This window comes from Nonomuraea sp. NPDC049486, from assembly GCF_040676925.1.
Lineage (GTDB): Bacteria > Actinomycetota > Actinomycetes > Streptosporangiales > Streptosporangiaceae > Nonomuraea > Nonomuraea ferruginea.
The window spans coordinates 164,277-189,033 of the sequence record NZ_JBFAPV010000008.1 but is presented as its reverse complement, the minus strand read 5'-3'; the positions used below and the strand labels follow the sequence as shown (position 1 = coordinate 189,033).

Genomic DNA, 24,757 nt, shown 5'->3' with positions numbered 1-24,757 from the left:
CCGCGCCGGCGGTCCATGAGACCCGGCCGCACGGAACGAGGTGCTTCAGATGGATCGGATCAACGACGAGGTCGCCGCGCTGTTGCAGGAGTACGCCGACCTGATAGCGATCACCGGGGGCGACGCGTTCAAGGTCCGGGTGTACGAGAAGGCGGCGCGGTCGGTCGGCGGGTACGCCCAGGACATCACCCACCTCGACGCGGCCGGACTGCGCCACATACCCAATGTCGGCACGTCGATCGCGGGGAAGATCGAGGAGTTCCGCCAGACCGGTGTCATTTACCAACTGGAGGAACTCCGGGTGAAGGTGCCGGCCGGAGTACGCCGGTTGACGACGATTCCCTCACTCGGTCCGAAGAAGGCCATGGTCCTTTACGGGGAACTCGGGATCGGCTCGGTCGAGGCGCTCGAGGAGGCGATCCGGGCCGGGAACCTGCACGGGCTGCGCGGATTCGGCGCGAAGACGGAGGAGAACCTGCTCCACGGCATCGAGCTGATGAACAAGACGGGCCGGCGCGTCCACATCGATGTCGCGATGGGCGTCGCCGAGCAGGTCGTCGCGGAACTGTCGGCGGTCGGCGGCTGCCGGCGGTGTTCGTTCGTCGGATCGCTGCGCCGCATGAAGGACACGATCGGCGATGTCGACGTACTGGCCACGTCCGGGGACTCCGCGGCTTTGATGGCGGCGTTCACGGGCTCGTCCCTCGCCGCCGAAGTGATCGCGAGTGGCGGCACCAAGAGCTCGATCCGCACCCCCGCCGGCCTCCAGGTCGATCTGCGGGTGGTTCACCAGGACTCCTGGGGGGCGGCACTGCAGTACTTCACCGGTTCCAAGCCCCACAACATCCACACCCGCGAGATCGCACTGCATCAGAAGCTGAAGCTCTCGGAGTACGGCCTGTTCGACGTGGAGACCGGAGAGAGGATCGTCTCGGCCGACGAGGGGGAGGTCTACGACCGGCTCGGCCTGCCATGGATCCCGCCGACGCTTCGGGAGGACAGCGGCGAGATCGAGGCCGCGCTCCGGGGAGAACTGCCCGTGCTGGTCAGCGAGGCCGACATCCGCGGCGACCTGCACACCCACACTGATCTCACCGATGGGGTGGCGCCGCTGGAGGAGATGGTCGCGGCGGCGGCCAAGCGCGGCTACGGCTACTACGCGGTGACCGACCACGCCCCGAACCTGTACATGCAGCGGATGACCCGCGAGAAGGCCCTGGCTCAACGTGAACGGGTCCGCCGGCTGGCAGACGACTACCCGGAGCTGCGACTGCTGCACGGCACCGAGTTGAACATCGATCCGGAGGGAGACGTCGACTGGCCGGCGGAATTCCTGGCGGAGTTCGATCTGTGCCTCGCGGCGGTGCATTCGCACTTCGGGCAGCCGCGGGCCGAGATGACCCGGCGCATCGTCCGGGCCTGCGAGAATCCGTACGTCAAGATCATCGGCCATCCCACCGCCAGGATCATCGGCAGCCGCGAACCGGTCGACGCGGACTGGGATGAGGTTTTCCGGGCGTGCGCCCGCACCGGAACGGCTCTGGAGATCGATGCCTTTCCCGACCGCCTCGACCTGCCCGCCGGCCTCGTCCGGCGAGCGCTGGACTTCGGCGTGCTCTTCGCCATCGGCAGCGACGCGCATGCCGTCCCGCACCTGGGCAACATGCGGTACGGCGTCGGTACCGCGCAGCGGGGCTGGCTCACGGCCGGACGGGTCATCAACACCTGGCCGGTCGACCGGCTGCTGGAGTTCCTCCGGTCAGGGTGACCGCCCGGCATCGGACCGGCGGCCGCGAGGGGCGGTTGCGTACGTGCTCGACCGGTTGCCGAGGCGGTCGGCGGAACCGAGTGGAGGGGGCTATGACATGGCCGAACCGATCGTCGCAGGGGTGGACGGTTCCCGGGGAGGGCTGGCCGCGGTGGTGTGGGCGGCCGACGACGCGGCCCGACGCGATTGCGACCTGCGTATCGTCCACGTCGTAGAGCCGTTCGTCCACGGCGGGCGGGCATACGAGCGTTCAGCCGACGACCCGGCGCGTGAGGAAGGTGAGCTGCAGCTGCAGGAGGCCGCAGCGGTGGCCGCGGGGTTCCGCGGCACCGTCCGCGTGAGCACCGAGCTGCTCTACGGTGATACCGCCGAGGTGTTGCGTGCGCAGGCCGACGAGGCCTCGGCCATCGTGGTCGGCAGTCGCGGCCTGGGCGGATTCACCGGGCTCCTGCTGGGCTCGGTGGCCCTGGGCCTCGCCGGGCACGCAGCGGGTCCTGTGGTGGTGGTCCGTGGCTCACCCGCGATGATGCGGGGCGAGATCGTGGCCGGCCTGAATCCTCAGGATCCCGAACACCCGGCCATCGACTACGCCTTCAAGGAGGCGGAGGCGCATGGTGCCCGGCTGCGGGTGGTGCACGCCTGGGATCTGCCGTCGAGCAGGTTGGGCCGGGGCTTCCCACGGGATTTCGACATCATCGCCGAGGCGCGGCGGGAAGAGGTCCAGAGGATGTTGTCGCCATGGTCGGAGCGGCATCCCGGCGTGGCCGTGACCGTTTCGGATTACCGCGGCAATCCCGTTGCGGCGCTGTGCGAGGCGTCCGTGCGTGCCGACCTGGTCGTCGTGGGCTCCCGGGGGAGGGGAGCGATCCGCTCAGCCGTGCTCGGCTCGGTCAGCCACGGGGTGCTTCACTACGCCTCCTGCCCGGTCGCCGTCGTACGGCCGCGCGGGCGAGCCGGCTGACCGGCCCGCTCAGGAGCGCAGCCCGTTCCTCTTGCATATGCATCGTGGTATCGGGCTATCATCGCCATATGGCGATTGATTCTGATGGCGGCCGTTGTGTCAGCGCGGACATCGCCGCCGGCGTCTCCCCGGCGGTGGCGATGTTCCACTCCCTGGCCGACGAGACCCGGCTGCGCATCGTGCAGCGGCTCGCGCGCGGCGAGGCCCGCGTGGTGGACCTGACCACCCAGCTCGGGCTGGCCCAGTCCACGGTGTCCAAGCATCTGGCCTGCCTGCGCGACTGCGGCCTGGTCGGCTACCGCGCCGAAGGCCGCCAGTCCTTCTACTCCCTGACCCGGCCCGAGCTGATGGACCTGCTCGCCTCGGCCGAGCAGCTGCTGGCCGCCACCGGCCACGCCGTGGCGCTGTGTCCCGTACGGGAGGCCGGGGAGACGGTGTCGTGACCGCGCCGAACGTCACCGTCCCGGTGCGGCGGGACGTCCTGCGGCGCCGCGTCCGGCTCCTGGTCGCCGCGACCATCACGTACAACGTGATCGAAGCCGTGGTGGCCATCACCGCCGGAGCCGTCGCCTCCTCCGCCGCCCTGATCGGCTTCGGTCTCGACTCCGTGGTGGAGGTCGCCTCCGCCGCCGCGGTGGCCTGGCAGTTCTCCGCCGCCGACCACGAGAAGCGGGAGAAGGCCGCGCTGCGCGTCATCGCGGTCTCGTTCTTCGCGCTGGCCGCCTACGTCACCTTCGACGCCGGGCGCGCCCTGCTCGGCGGCGGCGAGGCCGAGCACTCCACCCCCGGCCTGGTCCTGGCCGCGCTGTCGCTGGTGATCATGCCGTTCCTGTCGGCCGCGCAGCGCCGCACCGGCCGCGAGCTCGGCTCCGCCTCCGCGGTGGCCGACTCCAAGCAGACGCTGCTGTGCACGTACCTGTCCGCCGTGCTGCTCGTGGGCCTGGCGCTCAACAGCGCCTTCGGCTGGTCCTGGGCCGACCCGATCGCCGCCCTGGTCATCGCCGCCGTCGCGGTCAAGGAAGGCCGCGACGCCTGGCGCGGCCACGCCTGCTGCGTGACCACCCAGGCCTGCGCCCCCGGCTGCTCCTGCCCGGGAGACTGACATGCCCGTCACCGCGTTGGTCATCTATCTCGCCTGGGCCCTGCTGGCGTTCGGGCTGCGCAGCTGGGTGCAGTGGCGCCGCACCGGAGACGCCGGCTTCCGCGGTGCAGCCCTCGCCCGTGGCAGCGTCCAGTGGTGGGCGAAACTCCTGTTCGTCGCCGCTCTGGCCGCCGGCGCGGCCGGGCCGACCGCAGCCCTGGCCGGCCTGCCGCCGCTGCCCGGCATCGACCAGCGGCCCCTGCAGGCGGCCGGAACAGTGCTGGCCCTGCTCGGAGTGGCGGCCACGCTGGCCGCGCAGACCTCGATGGGCGCCTCCTGGCGCATCGGCGTGGCCGAGAGCGAGACCACCGACCTGGTCACCACCGGCGCCTTCGCCCTCGCGCGCAACCCCATCTTCACCGCCATGATCGCCACTGCTGCCGGGCTGGCCGCCATGGTCCCCAACCTGATCTCCCTGGCCGCGCTGGTTCTGGCCGTCGTGGCGATCGAGCTGCAGGTCCGCGCCGTCGAAGAACCGTATCTCCGGCGCGTGCACGGCGCCGCCTATCTGCGGTACGCGGCGCGCGTCGGCCGCTTCCTGCCCGGCATCGGCCGCATGCCGCACACCTCCTGACGACGATGGACGAGATCTCGGCGTTTCCACGTGGTCGGCAGCGCCATCGCACCGGAGATCGTGATCATCGAGCTGTCCACCGTTTCAGCTCGACCCTCTTCCTCGACGCGCCGGGGAACACCACGACGAGGTGCTCCTCACCCGCCTCGCCGACCCGCACGTAGACGCGGAGCCGGTAGCGGCCCTTCCCCGCGATCGCCAGGTTCGGCATCGGGGCACCCGCGCCCACCTCTCCGTCGCCCATCTCCGGCACGGTGAGCCGGCCGCTGCGGCTGACGATCGGCACCTCGTTGACCTGATCCCACCCGGCCGTCCGCCGGGGCGGCGCGGTGCGGAGGGCCTTCACGGTGAGGCACAGATCGATGACGTCCTCGACGTGCCCGATGAGCACCGCGCTGCGGGCCACCCCGATGCCGGCGCTGTCGTCGTAGACCTTGTCCGTCGCCCGCTCCGCCGCCTCGCCGGCCGCGGGGTCGCCGGGATCGTGGACCAGATATCCGGCATCGCCGTCGGCGAACAGGAAGTAGGTGGCCGTGGCCTGGACGACACCCTTCGTCCGGGGCCACGGGTCGCGGCAACTCGCGTTTCTCTCGGCGAGGTAGGCGTCGCTCGCCGCCTTCTTCTCCGCGGTCGACCGCAGCAGCTCGGGGTGGGTCGCGCCGATGATCTCGGGGCAGACGTAGACGAGGTCCCACGGGTCCGCGCCCCACGCGGGCCGCGCGCTCCCGGCCCGCGTCAGGATCGCCGTCTGCTCGTCGCGGTCCTTCGCACGGCACAGTGCTCGCGCGTACGAGAGGACGCCCTGGTCCGACAGGCTGTCCGGGAAGATGGGCGGAACCCCGCCGTCTCTGCTCCGCGCCAGGCACAGGAACGCGGCGTCGCGCTCCTCAGGTTTCAGGTCGCCGAAGCTGGGCCGGTCATAGCAGTCCATCGACCAGCCGGTGTGGGTGAGGTGCGCGGTCTGCTCCGGGTGGATCTGCGCGATGACCAGCAGCACGGCCACGGCCGCCACCGCGACGCGGATCGCGCGCTGCCGCGCGGGCGGAAGGTCCGCCAGGCGGTCCTTTCTAGGCATTTCACGGGCGGTCGCCGCGATCCACACGGTGCTGACGAGGGTCACCGCCTCCATCAGGACCGACACCGCCAGACCGTCGCCGGGGATCGTGTCGAGGAGAATGTCGAGCGGGAGCACCAGCGCGTAGACGCCCACCGACAGCCAACCGGCGGTCAGCGTGCCACGGCTCCACCGGCCGTCGCGCCACTGCCCGATGACCGTGATGAGGATCCCCGCCACTCCGCCCAGCATCAAGATCGGTACGACGATGTCGCCCGCGCCGAGCTCTGGGAGGTCGAGGTCGTCGAGCAGCTCGTCGGTCATCACGACCAGCTCGACGGCGAACATCGCGCCGGCCGCCGCCCGCAGCATGCCGGACCGCCAGCGGATGACGAGCAGGAAGAGAACGTCGATCGCGGCCCACAGCGCGAGCTGGAAGGCCGCGTCGACCGCGTCGGGGAGCAGCGCGATCGGGTACCACAGCACGAGGCCGTCCGCCACCGCCAGATACAGCAGCCCGCGCAGCGCCTTCTCCCGGCGGTCGAGCGGCCCCCGCGCAGGAGCGCGCAGGATCAGCCACAGGAACGCGGCCTTCACCGGGGCGGCCACGAGCAGCGCCACGACCGTCGGGGTGCCGAACCCTTCTCGCCCGGCGAAGCCCGCATAGGCCGGCGGCGCCCATTCGACGGCCACCCAGAGCCAGGCATCACCGATCAGCAGGCCCGCGACCGTCGCCGCAAGAACCAGACCTACTAATCCAATCCTGATAACCCGCCAGAAACCATCCGGAAGCATGGATGATCTTAGCGCGGCACGGATCAAGGATTGACCACCGGAGCTGACACCCTGGCCGCCCCGGACGGTTACTCGTCCATGCGGCACCGACATGCGTTTTCCGGCATGCGCAGTGTTGACGGATATCCCCTCGCAAGAGATCCTTACGAAGCGATCAACGGGTTGTCATGACAATAGTTACGGGGAGGCATCGTGCGTACAAGGAAACGGCACTTATGGGTGGCCGCGGCCACCGCTTGTCTGATGGCAATCAGCACACCCGCATATTCGGCCGACACACACGCTTCGGCCGAAGACATCGAAACCGCCGCACTGATGTACCTCAAATCGCGAGTCGCCCAACTGACCGGCGACTCGCGGGGCACCGCACTCCACGCGACGCCGGCGAGCGAGCAGCTCAAGGAGACGCTCCGAGCCGACTCCGCCGCGATCGACGTACGCCGCGAGAAGTTGAGATCAGCCAACGGCGGGCACAGCCGGGGCGAGGTCACCGTCTCCGACACGCAGATATCGACCAGCGGCAAGACCGCGACGGTCAAGCTGACCGAGAACACCACGTTGTTCTACGCCCGCACGACGCCAGGCAGTCCGGAGGCCGAGCAATACCAGCTGCGTCACACCCTGACGTACACCCTGGAAGGAAGCCAGTGGGTGCTCAGCCATGACGCGCCGGATATCCGCGTGGGAGACCTCGCTCCCGACACCTACCCGAGCACCGCAGTAACCGTACCGTCCAAAGCCGTTCCATCCAGTAAGAAGCTCAGCAGCACATCCCGGCCACGGACGACGTCCCAGGGCACGGTGCCCGACAAATCGTCCCCCACCTATCGTGCTCCCGGTAACTCCACACTCGCCTACGACTACGGCGCGATGACGAGATACGCCCTCCAATACTGGAGCAACTACAACCCGAACTACCGGACCTACGGCGGTGAAGGCGGCGACTGCACCAACTTCCTGTCGCAGATAGTCAAGGCCGGAGGCTGGGCGGAGACGGGCTCCTGGCCAGGCGAGAACCGGACCCTCCCCGACCAGTGGTACTACGGGCACGAAGGTAACTGGACCACCACCTACACCTGGGCGGCGGCCGAGAACTGGTACTGGTTCGCCAGTCCCTTCAATTCCGGCCGGACGGAGCCGCTCGACTACATCTGGGAAATGGGCGTCAGCGACGTCCTGCAAATCGACTTCGACCGGAACGACAACATCAGCCACTCCATGTTCGTCACCGGCCGCGACGGTTCAGGACAGAACGCCGACGAACTGTACATGACCTACCACAGCACCAATACTCTGAACAAGAGACTGAGCAGCATCATCGCGGCGACCCCCGATGCATGGTTCTACGCACATCGGACGTGACACGGCAGATATGAGCATCATCTCGGACATCCGGCGGAGGCTCGTCCTGGCCTTCGCCGGATGCGCGCTGCTGTTCGGATGCGGCCTCACGGAGGCGCCCGGAGGAGCCGCCAGCCCCCGGGCCGCGGTGGACGCCTACGTGACCGGGCTGAACCAGCACGACGCGCAGCGGCTCGCCCTGCTGGCCCCGATCGGGAACGACCCGGCAGCCGACATCCAGCGGCGGCTGGAGATGCACGGCGGCCGGCAGATCCGGCTTGAGAACGTCGACATCAGCAGCGAGATCTCGCCGAAGGTGGCGACCGCCCGGCTCGTGGGCCGCGGCACCTCTGGGCACTATGCCGAGACCTTGGTGCTCACTCGCCAGGATCGGCGCTGGTATGTCGCCTTGGGATCGCATCCTCAACCGGCGAAGACCCCGGCCTCGACGGCCCGCCCTTCAGGCTGAGGTACGTCCAGGTCTTGCCGTGCGGTGTGTCCTCATCCGGCAGGGGGAAGTCGGTGTTCGCGGAGATGGCGACGGGCGTGGTCGTCCCGAACGGCCGAGAAGCGCGTCGTCCATGCCCCGACGTTGATGAATCAAGAGGTGATCCGGGTCATCTGCCGAAGTTCCCCTCGGGTCGACTCGCAGTCCATCGCCCGCAGCCGGGCCAGCACCGGTCCGGCGTCCGCGTTGAATCGCAGCTCCTCCGGGCAGCCCTCGACGATCCGCCACAGCAGCGCCATGGCCGCGCTCGAGTCGCCGTCCATCGCGTGCGCGGTGGCCACGGCCAGCAGGTGCCGCGCCTGGCGGTCCCTGTCGGGGAGGCGGTCGGCATCGACACCCGCGGCGAGGCGGATCGCCTGCGCGCACCGGCCCATCCGGACCGCGACCGCGACTCGGTGCAGGTCCACCTCCAGTGCGAACTCCGTGCCCAGCCGGTCGCCGATCCTACGGGCGTGGTTCAGCAGCTCCTCGGCCCGCAGCACGTCGCTCTCCTCGGCGGCGGCGAGCGCGGCCGTCAGATAGCAGAGCCCGGTGACCTCCAGCGACTCGGGCCGCTCGTCGATCACCGCCAGGCACAGCCAGCGCGCGTCGGCGTACCGGCCGAGCGAGACGAGCACGCCCGCCACCTCAGCCTTCGTGATCGCCGAACCCGCCGAGGAGGCCACCGCGCGATCGGCGGCGACCAGGGCCAGCGCGTGCTGGCCGCAGCTTCGCAGCAGCGCCGCGAACAGCCGGTACACCTGGGTGAGGCCGGCCGTACCGGCTTCCCGGTCCGCGCCGGTGGCGCCCCTGGCCGACAGGTCGGCCATCGACAGCAGCGGCGGCAGGCGGCGCCGCGTCTCGGTGTAGCGGTGGGGCGAGCGCTGCCAGATCTCCCACGCCGTCATCACGTGGTGCTGCACCCGCAGCACGCTCTCGGTCGCCTCGCCGGTGAACCGGCCGGGCAGCAGCAGCGCGTTCCCGACCTCGTCGGATTCGCCGTGCTCGCAGGCGGGCGGGAGTTTCGTCCGGCCGCCGACGAACTCGGAGAGATCCTCGACGCGGAGCACTTCGGCGATCCGCATGATGGTCGACAGCCGATCCAGGGGTTTCACCCCGTTCTCGACCAGGCGGAGCCATTCCTCGCTGCAGCCGACCAGGTCGGCCAGAATTCTCCGGGTAAGGCCGCGCGAACGGCGCCTGGCCATGATCCGCGCGCCGTCAACCAAGAAATCGCCGACCATGCCGCCACATTAAGTGAGGAATTCGAGGCCCTCGGTGGCCGGAAATGACGGCGACTCCTTGCCGCTCGACCTTGGTGAAATGTGGGTTACGCTGAAGGGTTCGCCACGAAGCAACTCCAGTTGGATCTATCCGGTCGGGCTCCGCCGACAATGCCGCTACACCATTCGGCAGGAGGAGACCACGATGGCGATCGACGTCGAGTCGATTCGGAAGGAATTCCCGTTCTTCGAAACCGCCCTTGACGGTTCCCGCCCACCCGTGTACCTCGACAGCGCCGCCACCACGCAGAAACCCGCCCTTGTCCTGGGCGCGTTGAACCACTACTACATCCGCACCAATGCGAATGTGCACCGTGGCGTGTACCGGCTGGCCGTGCAGGCGACCGACCTGTACGAAGGGGCGCGAAGCAAGATCGCCGCGTTCGTGCGCGCACCGCGAGCCGAGGAGATCGTGTTCACCAAGAACGCGACCGAGGCCGTCAACCTGCTGGCCAACTCGTTCATCTGGGCGGACGGACGGCTCCGCGTCGGTCCCGGCGACGAGATCGTCCTGACCGAGATGGAGCACCACTCCAACCTGATCCCCTGGCGGCTGCTGGCCGAGCGGGTGGGTGCGAAGGTCAGATATCTCGGCATCACCGACGACGGCCGCCTGGACCTCTCCGACCTGAGCGAGAAGCTCAACGAACGGACCAAGGTCGTCACGGTCGTGCACGCGTCGAACATCCTGGGCACGGTGAACCCGGTCGCAACGATCGCCGCCCGCGCGCATGAGGTCGGCGCCCTGATGGTCGTCGACGCGGCCCAGTCGGTCCCGCACCTCGGCATCGACGTCACCGCGCTGGGAGCCGACTTCGTCACGTTCTCCGGCCACAAGATGTGCGGCCCGACCGGAATCGGCGCCTTGTGGGGCAGGTACGAACTTCTGGAAGAGCTCCCGCCCTTCCTCGGCGGCGGCGAGATGATCGAGCACGTCGCGGTGGACGCCATGCACTACGCCGCGCCCCCGCTCAAGTTCGAGGCCGGCACACCCCCGGTCGCGCAGGCCGTCGGCCTTGGCGCCGCCTGCGACTTCCTGAGCAACATCGGCATGGACGCGATCGCCGCCCATGACCAGGCCCTGATCGAGTACGCCCTGGACCGGCTCGGCGATGTTTCCGGCATCCGCTTCATCGGCCCGACCGACACCGCGAACCGGCTGCCGCTCCTGTCGTTCGTGGTGGACAGCATCCCGCTCCAGCGCATGCGCGCGAGTCTGGACGAGGCGGGCATCGCCGTCCGGTCCGGCAACCACTGCGCGCAGCTCGCGTGCAGCCGATTCGGCGTCCCCGCTGCGATCCGGGCCTCGTTCTACCTGTACAACTCCCCCGACGAGGTCGACATCCTCGCCGAGACCCTCGAAACGGCCACGAGGTCCCGGGCCGCCGTGACCGCGGGCACCTCCTTCGACGTCAGCCTGGTACGGCAGTACCAGGACATCCTGCTCCCGTCGATCTTCCAGCCGTGGGCGGAGTACATGGTGGAGGCGCTGGCGCCGGCCCCCGGCACCAAGGCGCTCGACGTCGGCACCGGCCCCGGCACTGTCGCCAGGGTGCTGGCCAAGGCGGTCGGCCCCACCGGCGCCGTGGTCGGCACCGACCTCAACCCCGCCATGCTCGCCCTCGCCGCTGAACTGCCTGCCCTCGACGGCGCCCCCATCCAGTACGTGGAATGCGGTGCCACCCCGCTGCACGTCTCCGACCAAGCGTTCGACCTGATCACCATGCAGCAGGTCCTGCAGTTCGTTCCCGATCGCGGCGCGGCGCTGGCCGAGATGCGGCGGGCCGCCCGCCCCGGCGCGCGGATCGCCATCGCCACGTGGCAGCCGCTGCACCGCAACCCCCTCTTCCGCGCCCTGCACGACGCCGTCGCCACCGTCCTCGGCCCGGACAAGGCGGGCCTCTTCGAGGAACCGTGGTCCCTGCCCGGGATCGAGGTCGCCATGCTGGCGAAGGAGGCCGGTTTCGTGGACATCGAACTCCGCGAATGGACGCTGCCGGCCACCCTTCCCGGGGGGCCTGACGCGATCTGCTGCCTGTTCGACTTCTCCGCGGTCAGCCCGTACATCGGTTCGCGTCGCGCCGACCTCGCGGCCGCCGTACGCGCGAATCTGGCGCACTGCACGGATGAGACCGGCGTCCACTCGGAGACCGCGGTGACCCTGGTGACCGCCCGAGCCTGACCGCCGCTCTTCCCCGAGGGCCACTTCCCGCCGGGGGTGGCCTTTCGGCGCCCCAGTTCATGAGTTCGCCCGTGCCCGACCCAACGGCCCAGATCGGCTCTGGTGTCAGCCCATCTCCTGTATTTGATCGTGGTCCGGGTACTCGGCTGGTTGGTCCTCCTGGGCTGAAGCGAGGCGGCCTTGGACGCCGAGATCATGGTGCTCCGGCATGAGGTGACGGTACTGCGGCGTCAGATCGTCGTGCGGAACCGGGCTGGGCCGATCGAGCGATCCTGGCACGAGCACGGACAGCAGGGCCGGTCCGAGCCCGAAGCGATCCTGCAACGTCGGCAGCAGGGCTCCGAGCATCGCGGTGATCGCGTCATTGACGAAATGAACTCCGGCGAGGAAACGGCCAGCGACGTCCCGCCGAGGACGCCTGGCTTGCGGATCATGTGCGGCATGCGGACTCCTTCAATCGTGTACGGCCGGCGGCAAGGGCCACCCGCGAATGGCAGAAATACCATAGGGGGGTATGGTGTTATTCCGAACAACCGAACCAGAGGGGAGTGGACATGGCCGGATACAGCCACAGCAAGCAGAACCATGCGATGCGCCTGCGCCGTATCGAGGGGCAAGTCCGCGGCCTGCAGCGCATGGTCGAGGACGACAAGTACTGCATCGACATCCTGACGCAGGTGTCGGCAGCGGCCAGCGCGCTGAAGTCGTTCTCCCTGGCGCTGCTCGAAGAGCACCTGGCCCACTGCGTCGCCGAGGCCACGCAGAAGGGCGGGCCCGAGGCGGAGGCCAAGGTCAAGGAGGCCTCCGACGCCATCGCACGGCTTGTTCGTTCCTGACCGACCGGATTGAAAGGGAGATCGATATGAGCACCGCCACCTACACCGTCAAGGGCATGACCTGCGGCCACTGCGTCAGCTCCGTCAAGGAGGAGGTCAGTGAAGTGGCCGGTGTCACCAACGTCGAGGTGGACCTGGCGACCGGCCTGCTGACCGTGAACAGCGACGGCCCCGTCGACCCAGCGAAGATCACCGCCGCCGTCGAAGAGGCCGGTTACGAAGTGGCGAACCAGTGAACACCACGTTCATTCTCGGGCGGACGGTTGCGGAAGGGGCCCGTCGGTGAGCGCCGTCCTCATCCTCGGTGGATATGGTGCGGTCGGCCGCGAGGCCGCCCTGGCTCTGTCAGGACGTCCCGACACAGAGGTGATCGTCGCTGGGCGCAATCCAGGCCGTGCCCGGCCCATTGCCGGTGTGACGTCGGTTCGCGTGGACGCCGCCGACCCCGCTGACCTGGCCAGGTCACTGGAGGGAATCACGACGGTGCTTATGTGCGCCGAGATCGACAATGCCGCCGTCGCCCGCGCCTGCCTGGAGCGCGGCATCGGCTATGTCGACGTGTCGGCCTCCCATGACGTACTGGCCACGATCGAGGAACTGGACGATCTCGCCGCGGCGCGCGGCGCGACCGCCGTCCTGAGTGTCGGCCTCGTTCCCGGCGTCACCAACCTGCTGGCGCGCGTGGTCGCCGAGCGGTCACCGGGCAGCGACCTGCACATCGGCGTGCTGCTCGGCTCGGGGGAGCAGCACGGCTCGGCGGCGATCGCCTGGACACTGGACGGGCTGGGCGCGCTCGAAGGCTCGTGGACGATGGCCTTCCCCGAGCCGTACGGTGCCCGTATCGTGCATCGTTTCCCCTTCTCCGACCAGTACACGCTGCCCCGGACGATCGCCGTACCGTCCGCCCGCACGGGCTTGTGCCTCGACTCCCGCCTGTTCACCACGCTGTTGGCCGCCGCCCGGCGCCCTGCCATCGCAGGGCTGCTGCGCCGTCCCCGGATACGAGAGCTGCTGCTCAAGACGCTGGCGAAGGTCCACCTCGGAAGCGACGGCTTCGCGGTGACGGTCAGCGCCGGAGCGGCTCAGGCGTCGTTCGGCGGGCACTCACAGAGTTGTGCGACCGGCCGCGCGGCCGCGCTGCTCGTCCGCGACCTGCCCGGACTGCCGGCCGGCGTCCGCCACATCGAGCAGTTGGTGGACCCGATCGCCTTCCTGACCGAACTGGCCGCCAGCGGGTTCGTCGTCGACGTCAATTGCTGAACCTCGTGGGAGCAGGGTTCCGCCGCTCACCGGTCAGCCGGGGTCGAGCCGGCCGAGTCGGCCGCCGCCGCGAATCAGCACAGTGCCGGCCTGCAGGGACTCTGGATCGGCTTGTACGACGGCGATGTGACGGTCGTAGATGAGCATGCGCGGTGCAGCGCGATCTGTTCTGACGCGGCGGAGTGCCCCGCCGTGAAGCAGTGTGATCAACGGGCTTCGGCGGCGCCGAAGGCGAACCATCCCCGGTCGGGGAAGCCGGCGGCTTCGGCCACCGCCGCGGAGGCCCGGTTGGCGGGGTCGTGCATGTAGGTGGGCAGGGCGCCTTCGTCCAGCACCCGTCTGGCCGCCTGGGCGACCAGGCGGCGGGCGAGGCCCCGGCCGCGGGCCTGGGGAGCGGTCACCACTGCCAGTTCGCGGCCGTAGGCGTCGTGCCGTTTGATTCCCACCCCGGCCAGGTGCTCGCCGGTTGCGGGGTCCATGGCCACCAGGACATCCCCGCCGAAGGGCAGCAGCCAGTCCGGTACGCCGGGGGCGTCCGCGGCCATCCAGGTACCGGCGTCGGGCAAGGGCTCGGGGTGGGTGGTCCAGCGGTAGACGGCGGTGAACCAGCCGCGCTCGGGGAAGCCCGCCAGGGCGGGAACCCGCGGCCCCAGCACGGCGAGGTCCCTGTCCTCGGCGTACAGCTTCGTCGCGGCCGTGACGGCGTGTGGAGGGAGCGACAACACGCCTGCCTCGGGGCTGGACACCCCGATCGCGGGATGGATCTTGCCGTCCCAGCCGGGATGATCGCGCACGTCCGCGCCGACGATGTCCAGCTCGGTCACTGCGGGCCAGCCGCCGAGCCAGTGGGACAGATGCTCAACGAGCCATCGCTCCACGCCTTCCTCCTTATACGGTAGGGGGGTATGGTACATCGAGAGTCTTGAGGAGGACATATGCGACGTCTCGTCCCGCTTGAGCCTGCCGACGCCCCGGGCAGGTCCAAGGAACTGCTGAACGACATCCTCGACAGGAGAGGAAGCGTGGGGGAGATGGTCGCCACCATGGCGCACTCGCCGGCGCTGCTTGAGGGCTACCTGAACTTCTCTCGCGCCATGAAGCGGGTCAAGCTGCCCCGCGCCCTCAGCGAGAAGGTCTCGCTCGCCGTCCAGGAGTGGATCGGATGCGGCACCTGCATGCAGGCGCACGTCGAGGCCGGGCGCGCGGCCGGGCTCAGCGAGGCCGACATCGCCCTGGCCCGGCAGGGCACGTCCACCGACGCCAGAGAGGCAGCCCTGATCGCCGTGGCCGTACGGGTGCTGGCCGAGCCGTCCTCCATCACCGACGCGGATGTCGCAGACCTCCGCGCGCACGGCTGGAGCGACCGCATCATCGCGGAGATCGTCGGCGTGGTCACACTCAACCTGCTGACCGGGGCCTTCAACCTTCTGGCCGGCCTGCAACCAGCGAACTGAGCAGCAGCACGATGCATGGCGATCTACCAGGGAGACGCCCGCCAGGTGCTCGCAGAGATGCCCGCAGGCTCGGTGGACTGCATCGTCACCAGCCCGCCGTACTGGGCCTGCGCCACTACTGCCGCACATATCGGTCCATTGATGCAGGTATGGTCCAGTAAAGCCCGCGATGCAGGCGGCAGTCAGGGTTGCCTGCGTGGGCTGAAGTACTATATCGGCTAGTAGGGTGAGTCATGCGCGATCCACGGCTTCGTGCCGCAACCGCGGGCGACAAGCTGTACGCCCACGACGGCCGGACCGGCCGCGTACGGTCGAGTCCCGGCGACGGCGAGAGCTGGACTCCGCTGGTGGGTGTGGACGCCGAGAGACGCGTTCAAACCAGCTGTGACGGCGGGCGCACCTGGCAGGCCGGCGGCGCGGGGCGAGTCGTCGCGTTCGCCGCCGTTGACGGCAACCGGCTGCTCGCCGCCCTCGAAGACGGCACTGTCCACGAGTCGCGGAACAAGGGTGGCGACGTCGCCTTCCGACCGGCGGGCACATGAGCGATCATCACCCGCGCCAGGACCGGAGCCGCCTGCGCTCGCCCGGCGTGCTCATCCCGGCCGTCGCCGTCCTCGTCGCGATACTGGCCTACGCCGTGCCGGCCGTTCTGCTCGCCGGCGAGGTTCCACCCGGTACGCGGGTGGACGGGGTCGACGTCGGCGGAATGTCACCCGAGGCCGCCCGCTCCCGGCTGGACGAGGAGCTGAGGAAGCGAGTGGAGGAGCCGTTGACGCTGATCGCCGGGAAGAAGCGGGAACAAGTGACACCCGCCGAGCTGGGGTTCGGCTTCGACACCGGGGCGACGGTCGAGGTCGCCATGGACGGCGCCGTCACCCCGGTAGGCGTCGCCCGCTCGCTCTTCGGCAGTCGCGAGGTTCCTCCCAAGGTCACGGTGGATCAGGGGCGGCTCACCGCCGCACTCGGGGAGCTGGCCGAGAGCGTGCACCAGAAGCCCAGGGAAGGCAGTGTCCGCTACCGGGGGCTGGAGCCGCGAGCTGTCCTGCCCAAGCCCGGCCGCGCGCTCGACCTCGACCAGGCGGCGCGAGCCGTACGGGAGGCCTTCGAGCAGGGCCGTACGTCAGTGGAGCTGGACGTCCGCGCGACGCCGCCGAAGGTCACCGCCGCCGAGGTCCGTCGTGTCACCACGACCACCGCGCGCACGGCGGTCGCGTCGCCGCTCACGCTTACCAGTGGCGGCAAGGAAGCCGACGTGTCCAGAGAGCAGTTGGCCGCGGGCCTGCGTTTCGTCTCGGACGGGCAGGGTGGTCTGCGCCCGTCCTTCAAGGCTTCCGAGATCGCTCCGGCCCTGGGCAAGGCACTGCTGGCGACGCCTCCGAAGGACGCCTCCTTCAAAATCGTCAAGGGCAAGCCGCAGGTCGTCCCCTCCCGGCCGGGGCGGGGCGTCGACACCAAGGCGATCGGCCCGGCGATCGCCGAGGCCGTGGCAGCGGGAGAGCGCACCGTCGAGCTGCCCGCCGTGGCACGACAGGCGCGGGTGACCACCGCCGAGGCGAAGAAGCTGGGCGTCAAGGAGAAGGTCAGCTCGTACACCACGCACCACCCGTGCTGCGCTCCTCGCGTGACCAACATCCACCGCATCGCCGACATCCTCGACGGTTATGTGGTGCGGCCGGGCGAGACGTTCTCGCTCAACGGCGTGGTCGGCAAGCGCGACAAGGCGCGCGGCTTCGTCGAGGCGCCGATGATCCTCAACAACCGCTTCGTCAACGACGTGGGCGGAGGCATCTCGCAGTTCGCCACCACCATGTTCAACGCGGTCTTCTTCGGCGGCTTCGAAGACGTCCAGCACAGGCCGCACCAGTACTACATCTCCCGTTACCCGGCCGGGCGGGAGTCCACGGTCTCCTATCCCCAGCCGGATTTCCGCTGGCGCAACGACTCGCCGTACGGCGTGCTGATCAAGACCTCGTACACCGGCACCTCCATCACCGTGCAGTTCTGGAGCACCAAGCGCTACGAGATCGAGTCCGAGAGCTCGGCGCGCTACGACGTCAAGCCGGTCCCCAGCCTGACCGACTCGGGGCCCGACTGCATCCCGATGGGAGGCGCGGAGGGGTTCACCATCGACGTGTGGCGCATCTTCAAGGAGGACGGGAAGGTCGTACGCAAGCAGAAGTTCCACACCGTGTACGACGCGGAGCCCCGGCTCACCTGTGACGGGCCGGAGCAGTCGCGGTGAACGCGCCGAAGGAACCGTTCAAGAAACGGTGTGACGACGATCACCAGTAGTATTACGGCATGTTGCGCGGCCTGGGCGAGCTCGAATCCACGATCATGGATTGGATGTGGGCCCGGCGCAGGCCGGCCTCGGTGCGTGAGGTGCTGGAGGGCCTTCGCCAGGAGCGGACGATCGCCTACACCACGGTGATGACCGTGATGGACAACCTGCACAAGAAGGGCCTGCTCAAGCGGCAGCCCGTCGGCCGCGCCTACGTCTACGAGCCGATCGCGTCCAAAGAGGCCTACACCGCCGACCTGATGCGCAAGGCGCTGGCGGGCAGTGACAACCAGGCGGCCACGCTCGTCCACTTCCTGGAACGGCTCACTCCGGAGGAAGCCGCAGCGCTTGAGGCGGCCTTGCAGGTGTTCCCGAACCGGGGTGGCCGGGCCTGATCGCCTCTCTCGTCCGGTGATCTACACGATCGCCGCCGCCGTGTACCTCCCCCGGTTAGGACGCAGGGCCACTGCCTGGGCGGCGATCGCGCTGTGGCAGGCGGCGGCCGCCTCGGTGGTCGCGTCCGTCGTGCTGGCCGCGCCGGCCTTCGCCGTGCCGGCCGAGGTCGTGGGGCACGGTCCGGCCGGGCTGTTCAAGGCGTGCGCGGCCCTGCTGAGTGACGGGTCCGGCCTGACCACCACGGGTACGGCGGCCCTGCTGAGCGGACACGATCTTCACGGCGTCACCCGTTGTCCGCCGCACTGAACGCTCCGGGCGGGCCACGCGTATCTCATAGCGACAATGCCGAATCATTCACTATGTGGAATAGTATGTTTTGCTGCGCCTGACGCGCGGCGCGGCAGAGACCGAGACAGCCCACGACAAGGTGCGCGGGGAGAAGGCCAAGGTAGAGAAGATGGTCGACGCGCAGACCAAGCTCCTGCGGCGGCTCGGCGCCTTCCGCACCGGTGACCGCAACGGCAAGGGCATGGTCTACACCGGCCCGGCCTCCGGCAGCCCCGCACCGCATGGTCTCAATGGAGCTGGGGCGCCGACCGGCGCGTTCCGCTGGACGCCCTGCAACCCGGCGATCTGCTCTTCAGCGAAGGGCTGGGGCACATGGGATGTACGCGGGGGCCCGTCCATCGAGACCATGACCGAACACCTGCCCGGTCTCCGGCTGGTGTCCACGCTCGACGGTGCGGTCGATCATCTGGAGGGACAGTTCGTCGCCCGGCGCTTGGGCTTGGCCGCGTTTCCTGATCTCCTCCTCGAAGGTCAGGAAGGACTCGGCGAGGGCAAGGCCGAACGAGTGCAGCAGCTCAGCCGAAACCTCGATGTGGTGCAGGCGCAGGGTATCCGCCGTGATCGCGCGTTCGGTGCGGCCGGTCATGTCGGCGAGCTGGCGCATGGCCTGGCCCGTCGCGGTTTGGAAGGCTTCGGCGTAGATGTTGTGGCTGAGGCCGCCGATGGTGATCAGAGTGTGGTCGATGTCCCACAGGACCAAGGTCTTCCCGGCGCTCATCGTACGAGCCTAGCCTCCATCGTGTGATTTCGGCATGTATTGATGATTCCTATCCTCCCAGGTCATAAGCGCTTTTCTTATGTTCTCGCATGAAATTCGCCGCGAAAGCCGACGGCTGGAGAGGTAGCGGGTGGAGTGACCAGAAGGATCGGGTAGAGATTTATACGCCTGAGGATGACGTTCTTGATGACTTCCCCCACCCTCTGGGGGCAAGGCCTGTTACTTCCGCCAGACTTGCGGATCGTGTCGACGACCGAAAGACCGTTCCGTCCCACGAGTGAGGCGACTCCGTTCACCGCTTCGAAGGAGCGTGGGCTGCCTGCGATGCTACGTCCACGACGGCCGGGGCTCGCCGCCCTTGCGGTCTTGCTCGTGCTCGGGGGTGCCTTGGCCACCACGCTGCTCGTGCAATGTGCTGATCAGCGGATCTCCGTGATCCGGATCAATCAGCAGGTCGGCTCGGGGGAGGGATTCCGGCCGGCGGTCATGCAGGAAGCGCTGATCGCCGACGCCGGCGGGGAATACGTGCTGTGGTCGGAACGCAAGCAGATCGCCAGGACAGTGGCCGCGGTGACGATCCTTCCTCACACGTTGCTCACCCGGGCGATGACCACGACGGCGAGCGAGGAACTTGCCGCGGGCAAGGCGCGGGTGGGGTTGGCGCTGAAGCCGGGTCAGGTGCCGAGCGAGTTGAAGCCGGGATACCGGGTGCAGGTCATCCATGCCCACCACACGGGGCAGGCCAGTCTTCTGGCGCCCAGCGCGCTGGTGGACAGCGTGGTCGAGCAGCGCAACGGCACGACGATGGTCACGGTCGTGGTCGACAGCGCCGAGGCGCCGGAGATCGGAGCGCACGCGGCGGACGGTGACATCGTGATCGTGGAGCTGTCCGGCGAGCGTTAGAACCCATCAAGCGCCCTGACAATGAGTGGTTGATTGATTACTTCTATGCATGAAATCCAAACTGCTCCTGCGCCCGGTCTTCCACCGACTCGAGCACCGCATCCGCGCGCACGTGCTGATCTGCTGGCTGGCCCTGCTGCGGACCCGGGTCGCCGAGTGCGGATGTGGGCAAAGATAGCCCCGGATCAACCGCGAATTGTCCCGTCTGTCCCAGGTAACCCTCGCCGGACCGGCTGGAACCGTCGTCCACACGACCCCGCTACGACCCGTACAACGAGCCGTCTACAGGCACTTTCCATCACGCCGCCAGCCCGGGGCTCCGGCTTCGAGCCGGCCTGACCCGACTGGCGCGTGGCTGCGGAGGGCGTAGGCACACGACCCTCTACGGTCCTGCACGCCTTCCCCCAGGTCAACCCTCAATTTCGGGCTCACCTGTGACTACCGACTGCGGAACCCGGAGTTCAGACATACGGTCAAACGATCGAGGGCCTGACCGCTGTCTCCAGCGATCAGGCCCTCGACCTGCTACTGCACTGTCGGGGTGGCGGGATTTGAACCCACGACCTCTTCGTCCCGAACGAAGCGCGCTGCCAAGCTGCGCTACACCCCGGTGCACACCGTCTTGCATGTGCGTGGAAAGTCTAGCCGACTTCGCGGGTGCTTGTGACCACTCGGCCCCGCCTCAGCGCCGGGGCACGAGGGTGAGCAGGGACGCCTCCGGGAAACAGGCGAAGCGGGCCGGGGCGTACGGGCTGGTGCCGAGGCCGGCGGACACGTGGAGCCAGGAGGAGTCGTGGCGGCTGAGGCCCTTGACGCGCTTCCTGTCGATGCCGCAGTTGGTGACCAGGGCGCCATAGAACGGGATGCAGAGCTGGCCGCCGTGGGTGTGGCCGGCGAGGAGGAGCTGGTAGCCGTCGTCGGCGAAGCGGGTCATGTTGCGCGGCTCGGGTGAGTGCATGACGCCGAGGCGGAGGTCGGCGTCGGAGGGGGCGGGGCCGGCCACGAGGTCGTAGCGGTCGCGGGAGATGTGGGAGTCGTGGATGCCGGCCACCGCCACGTCGAGGTCGCCGACCTTGACGCGGGCGGTGGTGTTGTTCATGTCGAGCCAGCCCTCGGTGGCCATGCCGGCGCCCAGCTCCTCCCAGGGGAGCGACGGGGTGTGCTGGCGGCGTTCGTTGCGCGAGGTGCGCCAGAGGTAGCGCAGGGGGTTCTTGGGCTGCGGAGCGTACAGGTCGTTGGAGCCGTACACGAACAGGCCGGGGCGGCGCAGCAAGGGCTCCAGGGCGTGCAGGAGCGACGGGACGGCGTCGGGGTGGGCGATCGAGTCGCCGGTGTTGACCACCAGGTCGGGCTCCAGCGCGCCGAGGGAGCGCACCCAGTTGATCAGCATGGTGCGCCGGGGCGTCAGGTGCAGGTCGGACAGGTGCAGGATCCGTACGGGGCGCTGGCCCCGCGCCAGGACCGGCACGTCGAACCGGCGCAACCGGAACGAGTTGCGCTCCACGATCGACGCGTAGGCCACGCCGGCCACGCCGAGCCCGAGCACTGACAGCGGCACTGCGACTGCTTTCCTCACCTCTTCATGATGCCCGACATCCGGCACGGGCCGTCCGCGCACGCGGCAAGATGGACCGCATGAGCGGACTGAAAGACAAGCTGAAGGCCGACCTGACGGCCTCGATGAAGAATCGGGACGAGCTCCGGCTGCGGACCATCCGGATGGCCCTGGCGGCGGTGAACGTCGAGGAGGTCTCCGGCAAGGCGGCGAGAGAGCTCACCGACGCGGAGATCATCAAGGTGCTGACCCGGGAGGCCAAGAAGCGCCGGGAGGCGGCGGAGGCGTTCGGCAACGCGGGCCGCGCCGAGCAGGCCCAGGCGGAGCGCGACGAGGAAGCGGTGCTGGAGGAGTATCTGCCCGCCCAGTTGTCCGACGAGGAGCTGGGCAGGCTGGTCGACGAGGCCGTGTCCGAGACGGGCGCCTCGGGCCCGCAGGCGATGGGTCAGGTCATGAAGGCGGTCAACCCGAAGGTCGCCGGGCGGGCGGAGGGTGGCCGGGTGGCCGCCGCCGTGCGCGCCAGGCTGGCGGGCTGACGTCGTGGCTGGACGGGCCTCCGGTGGCGAGGGCCCGTCCGTCAGTCAGTCGGACGGCACCAGGCCGGTCTCGTTCCAGTCGCCCCAGCCGCGGTTGTTGTCGCCGCCGCGTCCCCGGTCGCCGCGGTCACCGCGGTCGTTGTCGCGGTCGAACAGGTCGCGCAGGTCGTCGAAGTCGCGGTCGCCGCGGTCGTCGCGCTCCTTCTTCTTCGGCTTGGGCGCGCACTTGTCGCTGCAGCCGCCGAAGCGGGACCGGTCGGCCGAGTGGAACTTGGCCGGCTCCACGCCCTTGAGGGCGGAGATCATCGATTCCTTCCAGATGGGGCCGGAGATCGAGGCGCCGTACACGTACGAGTAGTAGCGGCCGCCGATGGTCACGCCGATCAGGTTGTGGCTGAAGGCGCCGCGCGGGTCGCCGATGCTGACGGCCGACGAGAGGTTGGGCGTGTAGCCGGCGAACCAGGCGGCGGTGTAGTTGTCGGTGGTGCCGGTCTTGCCGGCGGCGTCGCGGCCGATGCCGCCGACCCCGCTCATCGTGCCCTTGGTGAACACGCCGGACAGGATGGCGCTGACCGCGTCGGCGACCTTCTCGTCCAGGACCTGCTCGCACTTGGGCTTGAACCGGGTGACCTTGCCGTCGCGGTCCTTGACCTCGGTGATGGCCAGCGGGGCGCAGTATTTGCCGCGGGCGCCGAGGGTCGCGTAGGTGTTGGCGACCGTCACCGGGTCGACCTCGTTGATGCCGAGGGTGAAGGTCTCGAACTCGCCCAGCTTCCCGCCGTCGGCCCGCTTGAGCCCCATCTTCTTGGCCGTCTTGACGGTGTCGCAGAGGCCGACGGACTGCTGCAGCTTCATGAAGAACGTGTTGACCGAGCCCCAGGTGCCGCTCTCCAGCGTCTTGAAGCCGCCGCCGCCCTCGCTGGAGTTGTTGACGGTGTGGGAGGGGTCGCCGACGCCGTTGCCCTTGCAGTCCTTGAACGAGCTGTAGCCGGTGGCGCGGTAGCCGTTGGGGGCGGGGAAGCCGTCGGCGAACTTCATGCCCTCCGCCAGCGCCGCGGTCAGCGTGTAGACCTTGGCGGTGGAGCCCTGCTGGAAGCCCCGGCCGCCGCCGTGCGCGGCGTCGGCGACCAGGTTGTAGGACATCTCGTTCTTCTTCTTGGAGTTGCCGAACTTGCGCGAGGCGGCCATGGCCTTGATCTCGCCGGTGCCCGGCACGACCATCGCCTGGGCGGCCACCGGCTTGTCCTTGGGGCTCACGTACTTTTTGATGGCCTTCTCGGCGGCTTTCTGCATCTTCGGGTCGATCGTGGTCTTGATCGTCAGGCCGCCGCGCTGGAGGAGCTTGAGCCGCTCCTCGGCGGTCTTGCCGAAGTCCTTGTTGAGGAGGATCTCGTTCTGCACGTAGAGGCAGAAGTACGGGTATGAGCTCTCCTCGCAGCCGCCGGGCATCTCGACGTCCTTCCAGCCCAGCTTCTTCTTCTTGGCCTCGTCGGCCTCCGGGCGGGTGATCGCGCCGACCTCGGCCATGCGGTCGAGCACGACGTTGCGCCGCTCCAGCAGCAGGGCTCTGGACTTGGGGCCGACGTTGGGGTCGGTGCGGGCGGGGTTCTGCACCGCGCCGGCGAGGGTGGCGGACTCGGCGAGGCTGAGCTCGGAGGCGGGCTTGTCGAAGAAGCGCCGGGCGGCGGCCTGGATGCCGTGGGCGCCCGCGCCGAAGTAGGCGATGTTGAGGTAGCGCTCCAGGATTTCGTTCTTGGTGTACTTCTGCTCGATCGCCATGGCGTAGCGCAGCTCGTTGAGCTTGCGTGAGACGGTCGTGGCGGTGGCGGCGGCCCTCTCCTCGTCGGTCTCGGCGGCGTTGACCAGCACTTGCTTGACGTACTGCTGAGTGATGGAAGAACCGCCCTGCGTGACGCCGCCGGTGGTAAGGTTTTTGATCAGAGCGCGGGCGGTGCCCTCGATGTCGATGGGTCCGTGCTTGTAGAAGCGGAAGTCCTCGATCGCGATCAGGGCTTTCTGCATGATCGGGGCGACCTTGTCGAGGCTGACCGACTGGCGGTTCTCGAAGTAGAACTGCGCGATCTGCTTGCCGTTCGCGTCGACCAGCTTGGTGCGTTCGGAGAGCGGTGGCTCTTCGAGCTCTTCGGGCTTGAGGTCGAGCGCTCCCACGGCCGACTTGGCGGAGACGCCCGCGCCGCCCACGGCGGGCAGCGCGACGGCGGCTGCGAGCACGCCCGCGGCCACGCCGGCCGTCGTCAGTTTGATGACGTTCAGGATCGGCGCGAAACGATCTTTGCCCTGAGCTTGCACGGTCCCAAGCCTACGTCGAAAGCGTGAGGCTAACGGTAACACCACACCATTTCGCCTTGACTGGTAGGGGTGACTAGTCATTCCCGGTCAAGAGTCCAGCGAGAATTTGGTCCTCTGGGGTCTGTCGGTCCGAAGGTCTCGTTGCGTACGTTCTCCCTGCGGCAACTGAATACGGAGGCTCGGCGCCCGCGCCCGTCGGCCCCAAATGACGACTGACCACCTAAGGGGAGTGGGGTCGAAAATGTGGATCACGGATTGGACCTCCCGTGCCGCCTGTCGAGGTGCGGACCCGGACGCGCTGTTCGTCCAAGGGGCTGCGCAGAACAGGGCGAAGCTGATCTGCCGAGGATGCCCGGTCCGTACCGAATGCCTCGCCGATGCGCTGGACAACCGCATCGAGTTCGGGGTGTGGGGCGGTATGACCGAACGCGAACGGCGTGCGCTGCTAAGGCGGCGACCCGACGTGGACTCGTGGCGTGAGCTGCTCGAGTCCGCGAAGGAAGAGTACGAGCGGACCAACGAGCTGATCGCCGGCTGATCGGTCCAGGCGAGGCGCGGCCGGTGACGACGCCGG

28 protein-coding genes and 1 tRNA gene are annotated in these 24,757 nt (G+C 68.8%); 22 read left to right on the top strand and 7 right to left on the bottom strand.

Annotation, left to right across the window (positions count from 1 at the left end):
• Nucleotides 1-49 precede the first annotated feature (49 nt).
• The 5 genes from polX (at nt 50) to AB0K05_RS23950 (ending at nt 4,444) form a co-directional block, all read left to right on the top strand.
• Complete coding sequence (polX, locus tag AB0K05_RS23970; RefSeq protein ID WP_271276079.1) at nt 50-1,768, top strand: DNA polymerase/3'-5' exonuclease PolX; 1,719 nt, start codon at nt 50-52, stop codon at nt 1,766-1,768.
• A 97-nt stretch (nt 1,769-1,865) separates the two neighbouring features.
• Entirely contained in the window at nt 1,866-2,729 is an 864-nt protein-coding gene (locus AB0K05_RS23965) for a universal stress protein (RefSeq protein ID WP_148036262.1), read from the top strand.
• Nucleotides 2,730-2,797: 68 nt separating this feature from the next.
• Nucleotides 2,798-3,172, top strand: a complete 375-nt coding sequence (locus AB0K05_RS23960) for a metalloregulator ArsR/SmtB family transcription factor (RefSeq protein ID WP_364231708.1) — start codon at nt 2,798-2,800, stop codon at nt 3,170-3,172.
• A complete protein-coding gene (locus AB0K05_RS23955) occupies nt 3,169-3,831 on the top strand; it encodes a cation transporter (protein WP_364231705.1) in 663 nt (220 codons plus the stop codon). Before AB0K05_RS23960 ends, AB0K05_RS23955 begins: the two co-directional genes overlap by 4 nt.
• Nucleotide 3,832: 1 nt before the next feature.
• Nucleotides 3,833-4,444 (top strand): isoprenylcysteine carboxylmethyltransferase family protein, encoded by a 612-nt coding sequence (locus AB0K05_RS23950; RefSeq protein ID WP_271276082.1) that lies wholly within the window; start codon nt 3,833-3,835, stop codon nt 4,442-4,444.
• A 64-nt stretch (nt 4,445-4,508) separates the two neighbouring features.
• On the opposite strand, the gene AB0K05_RS23945 is transcribed toward AB0K05_RS23950, so the two are convergent.
• Nucleotides 4,509-6,191, bottom strand: a complete 1,683-nt coding sequence (locus tag AB0K05_RS23945; RefSeq protein ID WP_364231702.1) for a hypothetical protein — start codon at nt 6,189-6,191, stop codon at nt 4,509-4,511.
• 321 nt (nt 6,192-6,512) lie between these two features.
• On the opposite strand from AB0K05_RS23945, the gene AB0K05_RS23940 reads away from it, so the two are divergent.
• Complete coding sequence (locus tag AB0K05_RS23940) at nt 6,513-7,655, top strand: amidase domain-containing protein (protein ID WP_364231699.1); 1,143 nt, start codon at nt 6,513-6,515, stop codon at nt 7,653-7,655.
• A 10-nt stretch (nt 7,656-7,665) separates the two neighbouring features.
• Nucleotides 7,666-8,103: a hypothetical protein gene (locus AB0K05_RS23935; RefSeq protein WP_364231697.1), complete on the top strand. Its 438-nt coding sequence runs from the start codon at nt 7,666-7,668 to the stop codon at nt 8,101-8,103.
• 131 nt (nt 8,104-8,234) lie between these two features.
• Here the strand turns inward: AB0K05_RS23935 and AB0K05_RS23930 are convergent, their stop codons facing one another.
• Nucleotides 8,235-9,365, bottom strand: coding sequence for a helix-turn-helix domain-containing protein (locus AB0K05_RS23930; protein ID WP_271276086.1), 1,131 nt, complete (start codon nt 9,363-9,365; stop codon nt 8,235-8,237).
• A 184-nt stretch (nt 9,366-9,549) separates the two neighbouring features.
• Between AB0K05_RS23930 and AB0K05_RS23925 the strand changes: the two genes are divergently transcribed.
• Complete coding sequence (locus tag AB0K05_RS23925) at nt 9,550-11,586, top strand: SufS family cysteine desulfurase (RefSeq protein ID WP_364231694.1); 2,037 nt, start codon at nt 9,550-9,552, stop codon at nt 11,584-11,586.
• A 105-nt stretch (nt 11,587-11,691) separates the two neighbouring features.
• On the opposite strand, the gene AB0K05_RS23920 is transcribed toward AB0K05_RS23925, so the two are convergent.
• A complete protein-coding gene (locus AB0K05_RS23920) occupies nt 11,692-11,934 on the bottom strand; it encodes a hypothetical protein (protein ID WP_364231691.1) in 243 nt (80 codons plus the stop codon).
• A gap of 206 nt (nt 11,935-12,140) precedes the next feature.
• Between AB0K05_RS23920 and AB0K05_RS23915 the strand changes: the two genes are divergently transcribed.
• From AB0K05_RS23915 to AB0K05_RS23905, 3 genes are read left to right on the top strand one after another with little or no spacing between them, the layout of a single operon-like run.
• On the top strand, nt 12,141-12,422 hold the full coding sequence (locus AB0K05_RS23915; protein ID WP_148037235.1) for a metal-sensitive transcriptional regulator: 282 nt from the start codon (nt 12,141-12,143) through the stop codon (nt 12,420-12,422).
• Between the two features lie 26 nt (nt 12,423-12,448).
• Nucleotides 12,449-12,658 carry a cation transporter gene (locus AB0K05_RS23910; protein WP_148036270.1) on the top strand — a complete coding sequence of 70 codons (210 nt, stop codon included), beginning with the start codon at nt 12,449-12,451 and terminating at the stop codon, nt 12,656-12,658.
• Nucleotides 12,659-12,704: 46 nt separating this feature from the next.
• A complete protein-coding gene (locus AB0K05_RS23905; protein ID WP_271276088.1) occupies nt 12,705-13,682 on the top strand; it encodes a saccharopine dehydrogenase NADP-binding domain-containing protein in 978 nt (325 codons plus the stop codon).
• A gap of 206 nt (nt 13,683-13,888) precedes the next feature.
• Here AB0K05_RS23905 and AB0K05_RS23900 read toward each other — a convergent pair whose 3' ends face one another.
• On the bottom strand, nt 13,889-14,560 hold the full coding sequence (locus tag AB0K05_RS23900; RefSeq protein ID WP_271276089.1) for a GNAT family N-acetyltransferase: 672 nt from the start codon (nt 14,558-14,560) through the stop codon (nt 13,889-13,891).
• Between the two features lie 57 nt (nt 14,561-14,617).
• Between AB0K05_RS23900 and AB0K05_RS23895 the strand changes: the two genes are divergently transcribed.
• The 9 genes from AB0K05_RS23895 to AB0K05_RS23855 all read left to right on the top strand — a co-directional run bounded on the left by AB0K05_RS23895 (nt 14,618) and on the right by AB0K05_RS23855 (nt 19,960).
• The gene (locus AB0K05_RS23895; protein WP_271276090.1) at nt 14,618-15,136 is read left to right on the top strand and encodes a carboxymuconolactone decarboxylase family protein; all 519 of its coding nucleotides are present in this window, start codon (nt 14,618-14,620) and stop codon (nt 15,134-15,136) included.
• A 15-nt stretch (nt 15,137-15,151) separates the two neighbouring features.
• Nucleotides 15,152-15,358 (top strand): hypothetical protein, encoded by a 207-nt coding sequence (locus tag AB0K05_RS23890; protein ID WP_271276091.1) that lies wholly within the window; start codon nt 15,152-15,154, stop codon nt 15,356-15,358.
• 11 nt (nt 15,359-15,369) lie between these two features.
• Nucleotides 15,370-15,678 (top strand): hypothetical protein, encoded by a 309-nt coding sequence (locus AB0K05_RS23885; RefSeq protein ID WP_271276092.1) that lies wholly within the window; start codon nt 15,370-15,372, stop codon nt 15,676-15,678.
• A complete protein-coding gene (locus AB0K05_RS23880) occupies nt 15,675-17,378 on the top strand; it encodes a VanW family protein (RefSeq protein ID WP_364231686.1) in 1,704 nt (567 codons plus the stop codon). Before AB0K05_RS23885 ends, AB0K05_RS23880 begins: the two co-directional genes overlap by 4 nt.
• A gap of 59 nt (nt 17,379-17,437) precedes the next feature.
• Entirely contained in the window at nt 17,438-17,812 is a 375-nt protein-coding gene (locus AB0K05_RS23875; RefSeq protein WP_271276094.1) for a BlaI/MecI/CopY family transcriptional regulator, read from the top strand.
• 16 nt (nt 17,813-17,828) lie between these two features.
• On the top strand, nt 17,829-18,119 hold the full coding sequence (locus AB0K05_RS23870; protein ID WP_271276095.1) for a hypothetical protein: 291 nt from the start codon (nt 17,829-17,831) through the stop codon (nt 18,117-18,119).
• A 70-nt stretch (nt 18,120-18,189) separates the two neighbouring features.
• Nucleotides 18,190-18,906 (top strand): hypothetical protein, encoded by a 717-nt coding sequence (locus AB0K05_RS23865; RefSeq protein WP_364231682.1) that lies wholly within the window; start codon nt 18,190-18,192, stop codon nt 18,904-18,906.
• Nucleotides 18,907-19,266: 360 nt separating this feature from the next.
• Nucleotides 19,267-19,782 (top strand): hypothetical protein, encoded by a 516-nt coding sequence (locus AB0K05_RS23860; protein ID WP_364231679.1) that lies wholly within the window; start codon nt 19,267-19,269, stop codon nt 19,780-19,782.
• A 49-nt stretch (nt 19,783-19,831) separates the two neighbouring features.
• A complete protein-coding gene (locus tag AB0K05_RS23855; RefSeq protein ID WP_364231676.1) occupies nt 19,832-19,960 on the top strand; it encodes a hypothetical protein in 129 nt (42 codons plus the stop codon).
• 358 nt (nt 19,961-20,318) lie between these two features.
• On the opposite strand, the gene AB0K05_RS23850 is transcribed toward AB0K05_RS23855, so the two are convergent.
• Together AB0K05_RS23850 and AB0K05_RS23845 are read right to left on the bottom strand one after the other, a co-directional pair.
• Nucleotides 20,319-20,392: transfer RNA gene (locus AB0K05_RS23850), tRNA-Pro, on the bottom strand.
• A 72-nt stretch (nt 20,393-20,464) separates the two neighbouring features.
• Nucleotides 20,465-21,358: a metallophosphoesterase gene (locus AB0K05_RS23845; protein ID WP_271276099.1), complete on the bottom strand. Its 894-nt coding sequence runs from the start codon at nt 21,356-21,358 to the stop codon at nt 20,465-20,467.
• A gap of 59 nt (nt 21,359-21,417) precedes the next feature.
• Between AB0K05_RS23845 and AB0K05_RS23840 the strand changes: the two genes are divergently transcribed.
• Nucleotides 21,418-21,873, top strand: coding sequence for a GatB/YqeY domain-containing protein (locus AB0K05_RS23840; RefSeq protein ID WP_148036280.1), 456 nt, complete (start codon nt 21,418-21,420; stop codon nt 21,871-21,873).
• Between the two features lie 45 nt (nt 21,874-21,918).
• Here the strand turns inward: AB0K05_RS23840 and AB0K05_RS23835 are convergent, their stop codons facing one another.
• Complete coding sequence (locus AB0K05_RS23835) at nt 21,919-24,183, bottom strand: transglycosylase domain-containing protein (protein WP_364231673.1); 2,265 nt, start codon at nt 24,181-24,183, stop codon at nt 21,919-21,921.
• Between the two features lie 241 nt (nt 24,184-24,424).
• Here AB0K05_RS23835 and AB0K05_RS23830 point away from each other — a divergent pair, with 241 nt between their 5' ends.
• A complete protein-coding gene (locus AB0K05_RS23830) occupies nt 24,425-24,721 on the top strand; it encodes a WhiB family transcriptional regulator (protein WP_148036282.1) in 297 nt (98 codons plus the stop codon).
• The last annotated feature ends 36 nt before the right edge of the window (nt 24,722-24,757 follow it).